Genomic DNA, 14481 nt, shown 5'->3' on the forward strand with positions numbered 1-14481 from the left:
GTGCGCCCTGTCGGCATTTTGGCCTCCGATAGGCATGACTGGGCTACGCCATCTGCGTCAGCGGCGATGGTCCGCCCCATTCGTATTTCGAGGCAAGGCCATGGCGTTGAAACTTCTGACACTGACAGGATCTACTACTGGATCTGCTAATCCCATCGATTTTTACTATGGATTATCAGTAGATTCGACGAAATATATTGGAACGACGTATGGACAGGCTTCTGGAGGCGGTCCATCTTATTCGTTTAGTTTCAATTATCTTGCGGATGAGAACAATCCCGCGGTGACGTCATCCAATTTCACAGCTGCTGAAGGCGGGAACAACACCACATTCACCGACGCAGTCGGATCCGGCGCAACGACCACGGGATCCAACACGCTCGACGCCAACGTTACGGACGTGACGACCGGCCCGATGGGCGCGACCGGTCCCGCCGGTCCGACCGGTGCCACGGGCGCGACCGGCGCCACCGGCGCGACCGGGGCCGGTGAGACGGGCGCCACCGGCGCCACGGGTGCCACCGGCGCGACGGGCGCCACGGGTGCGACCGGGGCCGGCGCGACGGGTGCCACGGGCGCCACCGGCGCGACCGGTGAGACGGGCGCCACGGGTGCGACCGGGGCCGGCGCGACGGGTGCCACGGGCGCCACCGGCGCGACCGGTGAGACAGGCGCCACGGGCGCGACCGGTGCCGGCGCGACGGGTGCCACCGGCACGACAGGCGCGACCGGCGCAACAGGTGAGACGGGTGCCACGGGTGCGACCGGGGCCGGCGCGACGGGTGCCACGGGAGCGACCGGCGCCACCGGTGCGACAGGTGCCACCGGCGCGACAGGTGCCACCGGCGCTGGCGCGACGGGTGCCACCGGCACGACAGGCGCGACCGGTGCGACAGGTGCCACCGGTGCGACGGGGTCCACCGGCGCGACAGGCGCGACCGGCGCCGGCGCGACAGGTGCTACGGGTGCGACCGGCGCCACAGGGGCGACAGGGGCGACCGGCGCCACGGGGGCGACCGGGGCCGGCGCCACGGGTGCCACCGGTGCAGAGGGCGCCACGGGCGCGACGGGGGCGGTCGGCGCGACCGGTGCTACGGGTGCGACCGGAGCCGGTGCCACGGGCGCGACGGGCGCCACCGGTGCTGTCGGCGGCACGGGCGCGACGGGGGCGGCCGGCGCGACCGGTGCCACGGGTGCGACCGGCGCTGGCGAGACGGGCGCCACCGGAGCTGCTGGTGCCACGGGCGCCACCGGAGCTGCTGGTGCCACGGGCGCCACCGGAGCTGCTGGTGCCACGGGCGCCACCGGGGCGGCCGGTGCCACGGGCGCCACCGGGGCGGCCGGTGCCACGGGTGCGGCAGGTGCCACGGGTGCGACCGGCGCTGCTGGTGCCACCGGCGCCGCCGGGGCGACGGGTGCCGCCGGCGCGACGGGTGCGGCAGGTGCCACGGGCGCAACCGGGGCCGCCGGCGCGACGGGTGCGGCAGGTGCCACGGGTGCGACCGGCGCTGCTGGTGCCACGGGCGCTGCCGGCGGCACGGGTGCTGCAGGTGCGACCGGCGCTCCGGGGGCGACCGGAGCTGCCGGTTCCACGGGGGCGACCGGCCCCGCCGGCGCGACGGGTTCCGTCGGCGCAACAGGCGCGACGGGCCCGGTCGGTCCGGGAGGAGCCACGGGCCCGACCGGCGCCATGGGCCCGACCGGCGCCATGGGCCCGACCGGCGCCATGGGCCCGACCGGCGCCATGGGCCCGACCGGTCCGACCGGCGCGACGGGGACGATCGACTGCTTCGCGGCAGGAACGCTGATCCTGACGCCGCAAGGAGAACGCCCGGTCGAGACCCTGCAGCCCGGCGACGCCGTGCTCACGGCCTCCGGGGAGACGGTGCGCATCCGCTGGGTCGGCCACCGGCCGGTGGACCTGCGCCGTCACCCGCGGCCCGAGCGGGCCCGGCCGGTCCGGATCGCCGCCAGTGCCTTCGGCCCGGGCCTGCCGCGCCGCGACCTCGTCGTCTCGCCCGGCCACGCCCTCTTTCTGGACGGCGTGCTGATCCCGGCGAGCGCCCTCGTCAACGGCACCTCGATCGCGCCGCTCGCCCTGCCGGAGATCGTCTACCACCATGTCGAGCTACCGGTGCACGACGTGCTGGTGGCGGAGGGCCTGCCCGCCGAGAGCTACCTGGACTGCGGCAACCGGGCGACCTTCGCCAACCATGACGGCCCGGTCAGCCTGCATCCGGACTTCGTGGCGGTGGCGCTGAACCTGGAACTGGCCTGTGCGCCGGTCGTCCTCCACGGCCCGGTCCTCGACCGCGTCCGGGCGCGGCTCGCCACGCAGGAGGCCGAGTCCCGGGCCGAGGCCAAATCCCCGGCGGAGTCCCAGGTCCAGGCCGCGGCAAAGCCGGAGCGCTCGCTCCTCGCGCGTTTCCTGCGGCGGGCCTGAGCCGCGCCGGCCGCCCCGACGAACCCGGCCTGCGGCGCCCCACCCCGGCGCGCCGCGGGCGCAGGTCTGTCCAAAGAAAAATTCCTTTTTGAATCAAGCGCGAGATCCCCTCTCCCGTGTGGGGGAGGGGGAGGGGTGAGGGTGGCTCGGCCTCAGGATAAAGCACCGATGGCGAGCTGCGCAGCTCGACGGTTCTGGGTCGTTGCGGAACCCGAGCCTCTTCTTTCCCCGACATCCCTGCGCCCGCCATCGGGGATGCCCCCGTCGTTCGAACCCGTCAGCCCCTCCGGCAGAGACGATCCCGCCCCGCGCCCCCGCCATGACCCAGTCCCGCGACCACACGCTCATCGCAGGCTCGGGCCTGTTCGACGTCAATTACTACCTGCTCGAATCGCCCGACGTCGTGGCGGATGGGTGTGATCCGCTGGTGCATTTCTGCCGGTTCGGCGCCCGCGAGGGCCGGCGCCCGAATCTCTACCTCGATCCGGCCTGGTACGCGGCGCTCTATCTCGGCGGGAATCCCGAGGGCGTGAACCCGGTCTGCCACTACATCCGGATCGGCGAGCGGGCAGGCTTCCGGCCGGCCTGCACCTTCGATCCGGCCTGGTACGCCCGCACCTATGGCCTGGCGCCCGGCACCTCGGCGTTGCGGCACTACCTCACCCATCGCCGCAGCCAGCTTTACGCGCCGAACGCGCTGTTCGACATCGCGTTCTACCTGGAGCGCTACGGCGCCGAGATCGGCCCCAACCGCGACGCCTTCGCGCATCTCCTCCGCCACGGCGCGCGGCGGGACCTGGATGCGTCGCCCAACTTCGACGCCGGGGCCTATCGGGCGCGGCACCGGATCCCGTCGGCGCCCGCCTCGGCCCTCATCGCCGACCAGGAGGCGTGCAACCCCCTGATCCACCGCCTCAAGCGGGAGGCCGAAGACGAACACGCCCAGCGTCAGGCCGCGGGACGGCCCGCCTGGTGGCGGCGGCTCCTGCGCAACGGCTGATTGCGGGACGCCGGCCGGGAGCCGGCCGGCGTCCCGCCCAGTCGTGCCTCAATAGGGCTTCGGCTTCACCAGCGTGCCGCGGCTGGAGAGGAACGCCACCGCGATCCACGGACAGACGAAGACCAGGAAGAACAGCAAGCCCATCACGAGCCTCCTTTCGGGTGTGCCACGTTCAACCCCATCAATGCCGCGCGGCCGGCGGGGGTTGCACGCCGGTGCGCGACGAGAACCGCGGCCTACTCGGCCCCGGCCGGCTCGTCAGTGTCCCGGGCGCGGTGGAGCAGGAAGATCGACACCACCATCACCAGGATCAGCCCGGCGAGGACGCCGAGCTCGATCATCGAGGCACGGAACAGCGCCTCCTTCTGCGGAGTCCAGGCCGCTTCGTGCATCTGCTCGGCGGTCTGCAGGGTGAGGACGAGGACGCGCCGGATCGAGGCGATCAGCCCGACGATGAGGAACGGCTCGCAGGTCAGCCGCCCCGAGCGCATCGACACCCGCACGGTGTGCAGGATCTCGACCAGCATCAGCAGGAACAGCAGCCGGTCGACCACGTCGAGGAGCTGCGCGGCGGCGCCCACCGACGAGATCGCCTTGACCGTCATGCCGGCGGCATCGACCAGCGCCATCACGGCGGTGAGCGCCAGGAGCACCCCGAGCGCGGCGTAGATCGCGTGCTCGGTGTGCAGGAAGACGAAGGCGGAGAGCCGCGTCAGGCGCCCGCCTTCCTCCTCGGCCTTCTCCAGTTTCGCGGGCTCGACCATGGCTGTCTCCGGGGCGTGGCGGGTCGGTCGGGGTCAGCGCGGGGGGGCCAGCGCAGGGAGAGGTCAACGCAGCGTCCTGGGCATGCGGAACGGCAGCATCAGGCGCACCAGCGGGTTCGTGAACCGGTCGAGGTCGAGGGCCTCGTGGACCGGCTGCACCGCCTCGCCGCAGATCCGCGCCGAGAGCAGCGAGCGGGAATAGAACGGCGCGTCCTCGAACCGGCGCACCACCGAGGCTCGACCGTCGTCGCTGCGGGTGGCCCGGGGCAGGCGCCAGAGCGTCGGCGGCAGGGCGGCCGGACCGGGCGGCTCGATCGCGCGCGGCGTGCCGTCCGGGTCGAAGCGCAGGGACAAATTCTGGCGGCTGCCGTCGCGGCGGAGCACGTCGTAGAGGATCGCCGCGCCGTGCGAGAGCGTCGAGCGCGACCAGGTCCAGCTCCGGAACGAGTCCTCGAGCGGCACGTCGCCGTCGTTGGTGTCGAAATAGGCGTGGCCGTTCCAGCGCAGGGACGGCCGGTCGAGCGCCACCTCGATCCGCGAGGAGGGCGCGAGCGGCCACCAGCGGTGGCGCCCCTCCGCGTCGAGGGTGAAGGGGCCGGGTGTGATCCCGGCCGGCCGCACCCGGATGGTGCCGGAGAGCCGCGAGGGCAGGGGGCTCGTCACCTCGTCGACCCGGATGGTCAGCACGGTGCCGTCCCAGTGCAGCGCGCTCGGCCCGATGGCGAGGGAGGTCGCGTCGCGGGCGACGCTGCCGCGGCGGCGCTCGGTCATCGCCCAGGCCTTGGGCCGGCCATAGAGCACCACGTTGACGGCCGAGTGGTCGATCGGGTCCTTGCGCCCGCTCCAGGCGTAGTAGGGCGAGAACACGCTGCCGAGGAACGCGATGACCGTGATCCCGTGCCGCCCGTCGTCGCTGACGCCGTCGACGTACCACCAGGCATAGCCGCCGGGCGGAACGGTCAGGTCGAACCGAGGTCCCGGAGCACGCTCGCCGCCGCGAGCCGGCCCGATTGCGCCGCCATCGGCACGCCCGGCCCCGGATGGACGCTGCCCCCCGCGAGGTAGAGGCCCGGCAGCCGCGTGCGCGCCCCCGGCCGGCGGAACGACGCCATCCAGCCGTGCGAGGCCCGGCCGTAGAGCGCCCCGCCCGTCGCCGGGAACAGCGCCTCGAACTCCGCCGGCGTCGTCACGTTCCGCGCCGTCTCGCTGATCGTCAGGCCGCAGGCGGAGAGCCGCCGGATCATCGTGTCGTGGCATCGGGCGATCTCCTCGGAGGGGAAGGCGGCGCCGCGGGCGGGCGCGTTGACGAGGCAGAGCAGGGCTTCCGGAGACTGCGCCGGCACCCCATCGTCGTGCCGGTCCTGCGCGCAGACATAGACGGTGGGATCCCGCGGCAGGCGGCCGGCCCGGGTCAGGTCGGCGAACTCGGCCGCGGAGTCGGGCGAGAAGAACACGTTGTGGCGCACGAGGTCGAAGCCCTTGGGGAGGCCCGCCACCGCGAAGGTGACGGCCGAGAGCGAGCGCTCGCCCGCCGGCACCGGATCGACCGCCCGGGCGGGTTCCTTGCCGAACAGCCCGTCGGCGAGGGCCGCCGCATCGGCATTGGCCACCACCCGGGTCGCCGGCAGCCGCTCGCCGGTGTCGAGCGTGACGGCGGTGACGCGCCCGCCCGCGACGACGATGTCCGTCGCCGCCACGCCGTAGCGTAAGACAGCGCCGTGCTCGGCGGCCAGCTCCGCGACGGCGGCGGCGAGCCGCGACAGTCCGCCCGCGACGGTCCAGACCCCCTCCATCTCGACATGGGCGACGAGCATCAGCGTCGCGGGGGCGGAAAAGGGCGAGGAGCCGCAATAGGTGGCGTAGCGGCCGAAGAGCTGGCGCAGGCGCGGATCGCGAAAATGCTCGCAGAGCGCGGTCCACAGGGTGGTGAAGGGCTGGATCCGCATCAGCCCGCCCAAGCCCCAGGGCCCGGCCCGCACCGCGAGGTCGACGGGGCTCGGCCGCTGGCCGCGGATGAAGGGGCCTTCGAGGGCGCGGTAGATCTCCGCCGCCCGGGTGCGGAACCGGCGAAACCCCTCCGCCTCGCGCGGGCCGGCGAAGTCCGCGATGGCGGCCTCGGACCGGGCGGGATCGGCGAAGAGATCGAGCCGCTCGGTTCCGCTCCAGGCGTGGCGGGCCAGCACCGCCGCCGGGGTGAGGGCGACGCGGGAGGCGAGATCGGCGCCGCACTCGGAAAAAATCTCCTCGAAGACCCAGCGCATGGTGAAGACCGTCGGCCCGGCCTCGACCGCGAGCGGCCCCGCCGCGACCCGGCGCATCTTGCCGCCCGGGGCGCCGGCCTTCTCGACCAGCGTCACCGGCTGGCCGGCGGCGGCGAGTTTCAGCGTGGCGACGAGCCCGCCGATTCCCGCCCCGATCACCACCACGTGCTCGTCCGCCACGCCGTTGATCTCCAGCCTGAACAGTGTCAATCTAAATTGACAGTCTGAGATGTTCAAACGAAATGACATCCGGGAGAGGCGTCATGATGGTGGGAACCAGGGACGACGGGCGGCGCATCGAGCAGGCGCTGGACGTGGCGGTGTCCTACGCGGAGGCGCCGGGTGCGCCGCCGCGCCTCGCCGAGGCGATTCGCTACGCGGTCTTCCCGGGCGGCCACCGGATCCGGCCGCGGCTCTGCCTCGCGGTCGCCCGCGCCTGCGGCGACGACGACCCGGCGGCGGCCGACGCCGCGGCGGCCGCCATCGAGCTGCTGCACTGCGCCTCGCTGGTCCATGACGACCTGCCCTGCTTCGACGACGCGGCGCTTCGGCGCCAGAAGCCGACGGTCCACGTCGCCTATGGCGAGCCGGTGGCGCTCCTGACCGGAGACGCCCTGATCGTGCTGGCCTTCGAGACCCTCGCCCGCGGCGCGGCCAGGACCCCGACGCGGCTTGCCGCCCTCGTCGGGCTGGTGGCCCGGGCGGTGGGCTCGCCCGCCGGAATCGTGGCGGGGCAGGCCTGGGAATCCGAGCCGCAGGTCGGGCTCTCGGTCTACCAGCAGGCCAAGACCGGCGCCCTCTTCGCCGCCGCCACCGTGACGGGCGCGGCCGCCGCCGGGGTCGAGCCGATGGGCTGGCGGCTCCTCGGCGAGTATCTCGGCGAGGCCTACCAGGTCGCCGACGACCTGCGCGACGTCGCCTGCCGGCAGGAGGAGATCGGCAAGCCGGTCGGGCGCGACGTCACCCTCGGGCGGCCCAACGCGGCGGCGCTGCTTGGCATGGACGGGGCCCTGCGCCGCCTCTCCGACCTCGCCCACGAGGCGATGGCGGTGATCCCCGACTGCCCCGGCGTCGCGGCGTTGCGCGAGGAGATCCTGGCCCAGACCCGGCTCTTCCTGCCGGCGCGGCTGGCGCAGAGCCTGGTGGTGGCGTGAAGGCGATGGCCGGGGTGGCTCGCTCCCGAACCCTCCCCCCTCTGCGGAGGAGGGTGCCCCGCGGCGAGTGCGAAGCACTCGTGCGCGGGGCGGGAGAGGGGCAGCGCGACGCTGATCCAGGTAGCGCCCTTCATCGCGCGCGCGATCCCTCCGGACGCGGCGTCCCCTCTCCCGGCCTGCTTCGCAGGCCACCCTCCCCCGCAGGGGGGGGGAGGGTCATGAAGCCCGGCCCGCAGGCCCTTCCGGCGACCCCTGTCGCTCCCCCTCCCTGGCGCGACCGCCTCCTCGCCTGGCGCCACCGCCTGATCGCCAGCCCGCCCTTCCAGCGCTTCGCCGCCGCCTTCCCGCCCACCCGCGGCATCGCGCGCCGCAACGCGCGGGCTTTGTTCGATCTCTGCGCCGGCTTCGTCTACGCGCAGGTGCTCGCCGCGTCCTTGCGGCTCGACCTGTTCCGGATCCTCGCTGACGGCCCGCTCGCCCCGGAGGAGCTCGCCCGCCGCCTCGACCTGCCGCCGGACCGGGCGCTCTGCCTGCTGCGCGCCGCCGCCTCCCTGGGCCTCCTGACCGCCTTGCCGGACGGGCGCTTCGCCCTCGGCGATCTCGGCGCGGCGTTGCTCGGCAACCCCTCCGTCGCCGCGATGGTGGCCCACCACGCCATGCTCTACGACGACCTGCGCGACCCCGTGGCGCTCCTGCGCGGCACGCTCACGCCGACACGGCTCTCGGGCTATTGGGCCTATGCGGGCGCGGCCGATCCGGCCACCGTCGACGAGGCCGCGGTGGCGCCCTACGGCGCCCTGATGGGCGCCTCGCAGGCGCTGGTCGCCCGCGACATCCTCGACGCCTATCCGCTCGCCCGCCACGCCCATCTCCTCGATGTCGGCGGCGGCGAGGGCGCCTTCGCGGTCGAGGCGGCACGGAGCGCCCCGCGCTTGCACGTCACGCTCTTCGACCTGCCGCCGGTGGCGGCCCGCGCCGAGCGCCGCTTCGCCGCGGAAGGGTTGGCGGGACGCGCCACGGCAAGCGGCGGCAGCTTTCACGACGGACTGCCGCCCGGGGCCGACGCGGTGTCGCTGGTGCGGGTGGTGCACGATCACGACGATCGTCCCGCCCTCGCCCTCCTGAGGGCGGCCCGCGCGGCCCTGCCCCCCGGCGGCACGCTGCTGCTCGCCGAACCGATGGCCGGCACTCCCGGCGCCGAGCCGATCGGCGACGCGTATTTCGGCTTCTACCTCCTCGCCATGGGCAGCGGCCGGCCGAGGACGGCCACGGAGCTGTCCGCGATGCTGACGGAGGCCGGCTTCGCACGGGTGCGCGAGCACCGGACCCGTCGCCCGATGCTGGTCCGCCTGCTCGTCGCCACCGCGCCGTGAACGATCATCCGTGTCAAAAGTGTAAAGCAAAGTTGACACACGTCGATGTCCAATTAAGATGACGAATGCCGCTCGAAGCGGCAGTTTTCCGCAACAGGCGGGGGGCCGTACCGCATGCACGCGCAGGCCGTGATCCTCGACCGTCCCGAACGGCTCGGCCTCGCCCGGCTCGCTCTCGACGCACCCGGCCCCGCCGACGCGACCGTGGAGGTCGCGTGGAGCGGGATCAGCACCGGCACCGAGCGCCTGCTCTGGTCAGGCCGGATGCCGGACTTCCCCGGCATGGGCTACCCGCTGGTGCCGGGCTACGAATCCGTCGGCCGGGTGGTCGAGGCCGGCCCCGAATCCGGCCGCCGCGTCGGCGAGACGGTGTTCGTGCCGGGCGCGCGCTGCTTCGGGCCGGTCCGCGGGCTGTTCGGCGGCGCGGCCTCGCACCTCGTCGCCGCCGGCAGCCGGCTGCGGCCGATCCCCGAGACGCTCGGTGAGCAGGGCATCCTGCTGGCCCTGGCCGCGACCGCCCGGCACGCGCTGGCCGGCAGCACGGCATCCGGGCGCCAGCTCATCGTCGGCCACGGTACCCTCGGGCGGCTGCTGGCCCGCCTCGCGCGGATCGACGGCCTCGATCCGGTGGTGTGGGAGCGCGACCCCGCCCGCCGCCAGGGCGCCGAGGACTACCCGGTGGTCGATCCGGCCCAGGACGAGACGCGATACGCCCGCATCCTCGACGCGAGCGGCGATGCCGGCCTCCTCGATACCCTGATCGCCCGGCTCGTGCCCGGCGGCGAGGTGGTGCTGGCGGGCTTCTACGAGGCGCCGCTCTCCTTCGCCTTCCCGCCCGCCTTCCTGCGCGAGGCGCGGATCCGCGTCGCGGCGCAGTGGCAGCCCGGCGACCTCGACGCGGTGGCGGCGCTCGCCGGGAGCGGCGTCCTGTCCCTCGCCGGCCTCGTCACACACCGCCGCCCGGCCGCGGAGGCGGCGCAAGCCTACCGCACCGCCTTCGGCGAACCCGCCTGCCTCAAGATGGTCCTCGACTGGAGAGCCCAGCCATGAACGCCTCACTGACCGGCGCCGCCCTCCAGGCCTCGATCCTGCGCGCCGAAGCCGCGATCCCGCCGGATCCCGTTTCCACCGCCGCGACCCGCGAGACGCAGATCATCGCGATCTACGGCAAGGGCGGCATCGGCAAGAGCTTCACCCTCGCCAACCTGTCCTACATGCTGGCGCAGCAGGGCAAGCGGGTGCTGCTGATCGGCTGCGACCCGAAGAGCGACACCACCTCGCTGCTGTTCGGCGGCCGGGCCTGTCCGACGATCATCGAGACCTCGACCAAGCGCAAGCTCGCCGGCGAGCCGGTGGCGATCGGCGACGTCTGCTTCAAGCGCGACGGCGTCTTCGCCATGGAGCTCGGCGGGCCGGAAGTCGGCCGCGGCTGCGGCGGACGCGGCATCATCCACGGCTTCGAGCTGTTGGAAAAGCTCGGCTTCCACGAATGGGGCTTCGACTACGTCCTGCTCGACTTCCTCGGCGACGTGGTCTGCGGCGGCTTCGGCCTGCCGATCGCCCGCGACATGTGCCAGAAGGTCATCGTCGTCGGCTCGAACGACCTGCAATCGCTCTACGTCGCCAACAACGTCTGCTCGGCGGTGGAGTATTTCCGCAAGCTCGGCGGCAATGTCGGCGTTGGCGGCCTCGTCATCAACAAGGATGACGGCACCGGCGAGGCGCAGGCCTTCGCCAAGGCCGCCGGCATCCCGATCCTCGCCTCGATCCCGGCCGACGACGACATCCGCCGGAAGAGCGCGAATTACGAGATCATCGGCCGGCCGGACGGGCGCTGGGGCCCGCTCTTCGCCGAGCTCGCCGAGAACGTCGCGGGTGCCCTGCCGCACCGGCCGGCGCCGCTCTCGCAGGACGCGCTGCTCGGCCTGTTCAAGGGCGAGGCGGTCGGGCGCGGCGTGGTGCTCGATCCGGCGAGCGACGCCGACATGCGCGGCCGCCCGGTCGTGCAGAAACCCTCCCTCGAAGTCGTCTACGAGGCGGTCTGACCATGGGCGCCTCCCTCGATCTCGCGGCCCTGCGGGCAAGAACCCCCCCGGACATCCAACCGGTCGACGCGCCGGTCAACCTCGCGGCGACGCGCCAGGACGGCCTCGGCTGCCACTCCGGCAAGGAGACGATGCGCCAGGCCGCCGCGGCGGCCGGCCTGGGCGAGACCCTGGAATCGTTGAAGCGCGACTATCCTGTCGGCCCGCACGACCAGCCGCAGAGCATGTGCCCGGCCTTCGGCTCGCTGCGGGTGGGCCTCAGGATGCGCCGCACCGCCACGATCCTGTCGGGCTCGGCCTGCTGCGTCTACGGCCTCACCTTCACCTCGCATTTCTACGGCGCGCGGCGGACCGTCGGCTACGTCCCGTTCAATTCCGAGACCCTGGTCACCGGCAAGCTGTTCGAGGACATCCGCGACGCGGTGCACGCCACCGCCGATCCGGCGCTCCACGATGCGGTCGTGGTCATCAACCTCTGCGTGCCCACCGCCTCCGGCGTGCCGCTCCGGCTCCTGCCGCGGGAGATCGACGGGGTGCGGATCATCGGCATCGACGTTCCGGGCTTCGGCGTGCCGACCCATGCCGAGGCCAAGGACGTGCTCGCCGGCGCGATGCTGAAGGTCGCGCGGGCCGAGGCGGAGCAGGGCCCCGTCGCGGCGCCTCGTCAAGGGCGCGACGGGCGCCCGACCGTCGCGCTCCTCGGCGAGATGTTCCCGGCCGACCCGGTCCAGATCGGCGCGCTCCTCGCACCGCTCGGCCTCGGTGCCGGGCCGGTGGTGCCGACGCGGGAATGGCGCGAGCTCTACGCAGCGCTCGATTGCGCGGCGGTGGCGGCGATCCACCCGTTCTACACCGCGTCCTTACGCGAGTTCGAGGCGGCGGGCCGGCCGGCGATCGGTTCCGCACCGGTCGGTCACGACGGCACCGCCGCCTGGCTCGATGCGGTGGGAGACACCTGCGGCGTCGCCCGCGCCTCCGTCGAGGCGGCCAAGAACCGGTTCCTGCCGGCGATCCGCGGCGCGCTCGACGCCAACCCGATCCGCGGGCGGATCACGCTCACCGGTTACGAGGGCTCGGAACTGCTCGTGGCCCGCCTCCTCGTCGAGAGCGGCGCCGAGGTTCCTTACGTCGGCACCGCCTGCCCGCGCACGCCGCATTCCGAGGCCGACCGCGACTGGCTCCAGGCGCGTGGCTGCCACGTGCAGTTCCGCGCCTCCCTGGAGCAGGACCTCGCCGCGGTCGAGGAGGTCCGGCCGGACCTCGCCATCGGCACCACCCCGGTGGTGCAGAAGGCCAAGGAGCGGGCGATCCCGGCGCTCTACTTCACCAACCTGATCTCGGCCCGCCCGCTGATGGGCGTCGCCGGCGCCGGCTCGCTGGCCCAGGTGGTGAACGGCGCCATGGCGCAGCGCGAGCGGTTCGACGCGATGCGGTCGTTCTTCGCCGGAATCGGCACCGGCCATGCCGCCGGAATCTGGGAGGAGGTGCCGCAGAAGCGCGCCGCTCCGAGGCGTCCTGCGCCCGAGAAGCCGATCGGGGAGACGGTCTGATGCTCGTCCTCGATCACGACCGCGCCGGTGGCTACTGGGGCGCCGTCTACGTCTTCACCGCGGTGAAGGGGCTCCAGGTCGTCATCGACGGCCCGGTGGGCTGCGAGAACCTGCCGGTGACCTCGGTGCTGCACTACACCGACGCGCTGCCGCCGCACGAGCTGCCGATCGTCGTCACGGGGCTGGCGGAGGAAGAGCTCGGCCGCCACGGCACCGAGGGGGCGATGCGCCGCGCCCATGCGACGCTCGATCCGGCCCAGCCCAGCGTCGTCGTCACCGGCTCGATCGCCGAGATGATCGGCGGCGGCGTCACGCCCGAGGGCACCAACCTCCAGCGCTTCCTGCCTCGCACCATCGACGAGGATCAGTGGCAGGCCGCCGACCGCGCCCTGTCCTGGCTCTGGCACGAATACGGCGCCAAGCGAGCCGCGAAGAAGGGCGTGATCCCGCCGCGGCCGGAGCGCGCGCCCGGCGTCAAGCCGCGGGTCAACCTGATCGGCCCGGCCTACGGCACCTTCAACATGCCTTCCGACCTCGCCGAGATCCGGCGCCTCGTCGAGGGCATCGGCGCCGAGGTGAACCTGGTCTTCCCGCTCGGCACCCACCTCGCCGACATCCCGCGCCTCGTCGAGGCCGACGCCAATATCTGTCTCTACCGCGAGTTCGGGCGGCTGCTCTGCGAAGCCCTCGACCGGCCCTACCTCCAGGCGCCGATCGGCGTGCACAGCACGACCAAGTTCCTCCGCACCCTCGGCGAGATCCTGAGCCTCGATCCCGAGCCGTTCATCGAGCGCGAGAAGCACACGACGCTGAAGCCTCTCTGGGACCTCTGGCGCTCGGTGACGCAGGACTTCTTCGCCTCGGCGAGCTTCGGGGTGGTGGCGACCGACACTTATGCGCGGGGCCTGCGCCACTTCCTCGAGGACGAGATGGGCCTGCCCTGCCGGTTCGCAGTCTCGCGCAAGGCCGGCGCCAAGCCCGACAACGCGGCCGTCCGACAGGCCATCCGCGAGACGCCGCCGCTCGTCCTGTTCGGTTCCTACAACGAGCGCCTGTATCTCGCCGAGAGCGGGGGGAGGGCGGTGTTCATCCCGGCCTCGTTCCCCGGGGCCGTGGTGCGGCGCCATACCGGAACGCCGTTCATGGGCTACTCGGGCGCGACCTACCTGGTGCAGGAGGTCTGCAACGCGCTGTTCGACGCGCTCTTCCACATCCTGCCGCTGTCGCGCGACCTCGATGCCGTCGAGGCGACGCCGGCCCGCGCCCACCGCGACTTGCCCTGGGACGACGAGGCCCGTCGGCGCCTCGACGCCTCGGTGGAGGCGAGCCCTGTCCTGGTGCGGATCTCCTTCGCCAAGCGCCTGCGCGACGCCGCCGAGCGCGAGGCGACGAGAGGCGGGTCGGAGCGCGTGACCGAGCGTGACGTCGAGCGCGCCCGCGCCGCGCTCGCCGCGGCCTGACGGCCGAGAGCCATCCGGCGCGGCCACCGCCGCGCCGGTCATCGAGACGCCGCGCGGTATCCCGCGGCAGGGAGGAGAGCCGAGATCATGAGAGCCGAGACCATGTCCCGCCCGTTCGTCACGGTTTCGCGGTCCCGTTCGGAAGCGGTCCAGTTCCGGGCCATCCTGGCGGCGACCTACCCGGTCTTCCTGGTCGCCGCATTGCTCCAGCGCCTGCGCCCCGGTCCCGCCGCCCTCGGGCCCCGGCGATCGGTCTTCGGCGAGGCGCGGGCGATGGCGCTCTCGGCGATCCCCTTCGCCTTCATGGGGTGAGCCGCTTGGGGTGAGCCGCTTGGGTCGAGTCCTTCGGGGTGAGGCCCCTCGGGCTGACTTCCCCGGGCAGAGGCCCTTCGGGCCCGAGTTTCCGCTGCCGTCCCCGGCGGCGGAGAGAC

At 73.4% G+C, this 14481-nt stretch carries 12 protein-coding genes; 9 read left to right on the forward strand and 3 right to left on the reverse strand.

Translation table 11 applies throughout. The annotated features are described in order from the left end of the window. Positions 1 to 400: 400 nt before the first annotated feature. Together DA075_RS03920 and DA075_RS03925 are read left to right on the forward strand one after the other, a co-directional pair. The gene (locus DA075_RS03920) at positions 401 to 2443 is read left to right on the forward strand and encodes a Hint domain-containing protein (protein ID WP_244936499.1); all 2043 of its coding nucleotides are present in this window, start codon (positions 401 to 403) and stop codon (positions 2441 to 2443) included. A 319-nt stretch (positions 2444 to 2762) separates the two neighbouring features. Next, a complete protein-coding gene (locus DA075_RS03925; RefSeq protein ID WP_099952099.1) occupies positions 2763 to 3443 on the forward strand; it encodes a hypothetical protein in 681 nt (226 codons plus the stop codon). Between the two features lie 236 nt (positions 3444 to 3679). Here the strand turns inward: DA075_RS03925 and DA075_RS03930 are convergent, their stop codons facing one another. The 3 genes from DA075_RS03930 to crtD form a co-directional block, all read right to left on the reverse strand. Beyond that, positions 3680 to 4207, reverse strand: coding sequence for a phosphate-starvation-inducible PsiE family protein (locus tag DA075_RS03930; protein ID WP_232386364.1), 528 nt, complete (start codon positions 4205 to 4207; stop codon positions 3680 to 3682). A gap of 63 nt (positions 4208 to 4270) precedes the next feature. Continuing rightward, on the reverse strand, positions 4271 to 5170 hold the full coding sequence (locus DA075_RS03935) for a carotenoid 1,2-hydratase (protein ID WP_099956390.1): 900 nt from the start codon (positions 5168 to 5170) through the stop codon (positions 4271 to 4273). Beyond that, on the reverse strand, positions 5167 to 6648 hold the full coding sequence (crtD, locus tag DA075_RS03940) for a 1-hydroxycarotenoid 3,4-desaturase CrtD (RefSeq protein ID WP_099956389.1): 1482 nt from the start codon (positions 6646 to 6648) through the stop codon (positions 5167 to 5169). The genes DA075_RS03935 and crtD overlap by 4 nt, the downstream gene beginning before the upstream one ends. A gap of 83 nt (positions 6649 to 6731) precedes the next feature. On the opposite strand from crtD, the gene DA075_RS03945 reads away from it, so the two are divergent. The 7 genes from DA075_RS03945 (at position 6732) to DA075_RS03975 (ending at position 14362) form a co-directional block, all read left to right on the forward strand. After that, positions 6732 to 7622: a polyprenyl synthetase family protein gene (locus DA075_RS03945; RefSeq protein ID WP_232386362.1), complete on the forward strand. Its 891-nt coding sequence runs from the start codon at positions 6732 to 6734 to the stop codon at positions 7620 to 7622. A gap of 218 nt (positions 7623 to 7840) precedes the next feature. Next, positions 7841 to 8995 carry a methyltransferase gene (locus DA075_RS03950; protein ID WP_099952100.1) on the forward strand — a complete coding sequence of 385 codons (1155 nt, stop codon included), beginning with the start codon at positions 7841 to 7843 and terminating at the stop codon, positions 8993 to 8995. A gap of 114 nt (positions 8996 to 9109) precedes the next feature. After that, positions 9110 to 10045, forward strand: coding sequence for a chlorophyll synthesis pathway protein BchC (bchC, locus tag DA075_RS03955; protein ID WP_099952101.1), 936 nt, complete (start codon positions 9110 to 9112; stop codon positions 10043 to 10045). Further along, the gene (locus DA075_RS03960) at positions 10042 to 11040 is read left to right on the forward strand and encodes a chlorophyllide a reductase iron protein subunit X (protein ID WP_099952102.1); all 999 of its coding nucleotides are present in this window, start codon (positions 10042 to 10044) and stop codon (positions 11038 to 11040) included. The genes bchC and DA075_RS03960 overlap by 4 nt, the downstream gene beginning before the upstream one ends. Before the next feature lie 2 nt (positions 11041 to 11042). Beyond that, the gene (bchY, locus tag DA075_RS03965) at positions 11043 to 12590 is read left to right on the forward strand and encodes a chlorophyllide a reductase subunit Y (protein WP_099952103.1); all 1548 of its coding nucleotides are present in this window, start codon (positions 11043 to 11045) and stop codon (positions 12588 to 12590) included. Continuing rightward, entirely contained in the window at positions 12590 to 14050 is a 1461-nt protein-coding gene (gene bchZ / locus DA075_RS03970; protein WP_099952104.1) for a chlorophyllide a reductase subunit Z, read from the forward strand. The genes bchY and bchZ overlap by 1 nt, the downstream gene beginning before the upstream one ends. An 87-nt stretch (positions 14051 to 14137) precedes the next feature. Continuing rightward, on the forward strand, positions 14138 to 14362 hold the full coding sequence (locus DA075_RS03975; protein WP_232386358.1) for a hypothetical protein: 225 nt from the start codon (positions 14138 to 14140) through the stop codon (positions 14360 to 14362). The last annotated feature ends 119 nt before the right edge of the window (positions 14363 to 14481 follow it).

The sequence above is a fragment of the Methylobacterium currus genome, from assembly GCF_003058325.1.
GTDB classification, from domain to species: domain Bacteria; phylum Pseudomonadota; class Alphaproteobacteria; order Rhizobiales; family Beijerinckiaceae; genus Methylobacterium; species Methylobacterium currus.

What these genes read in the sequence shown, in the direction of transcription:
- DA075_RS03945 (WP_232386362.1), top strand. Translation starts at nt 6,732, where the DNA reads ATGATGGTGGGAACCAGGGACGACGGGCGGCGCATCGAGCAGGCGCTG.
- bchZ (WP_099952104.1), top strand. Translation starts at nt 12,590, where the DNA reads ATGCTCGTCCTCGATCACGACCGCGCCGGTGGCTACTGGGGCGCCGTC.
- DA075_RS03975 (WP_232386358.1), top strand. Translation starts at nt 14,138, where the DNA reads ATGAGAGCCGAGACCATGTCCCGCCCGTTCGTCACGGTTTCGCGGTCC.
- DA075_RS03930 (WP_232386364.1), bottom strand. Translation starts at nt 4,207, where the DNA reads ATGGTCGAGCCCGCGAAACTGGAGAAGGCCGAGGAGGAAGGCGGGCGC.
- DA075_RS03925 (WP_099952099.1), top strand. Translation starts at nt 2,763, where the DNA reads ATGACCCAGTCCCGCGACCACACGCTCATCGCAGGCTCGGGCCTGTTC.
- DA075_RS03950 (WP_099952100.1), top strand. Translation starts at nt 7,841, where the DNA reads ATGAAGCCCGGCCCGCAGGCCCTTCCGGCGACCCCTGTCGCTCCCCCT.
- bchC (WP_099952101.1), top strand. Translation starts at nt 9,110, where the DNA reads ATGCACGCGCAGGCCGTGATCCTCGACCGTCCCGAACGGCTCGGCCTC.
- DA075_RS03960 (WP_099952102.1), top strand. Translation starts at nt 10,042, where the DNA reads ATGAACGCCTCACTGACCGGCGCCGCCCTCCAGGCCTCGATCCTGCGC.
- bchY (WP_099952103.1), top strand. Translation starts at nt 11,043, where the DNA reads ATGGGCGCCTCCCTCGATCTCGCGGCCCTGCGGGCAAGAACCCCCCCG.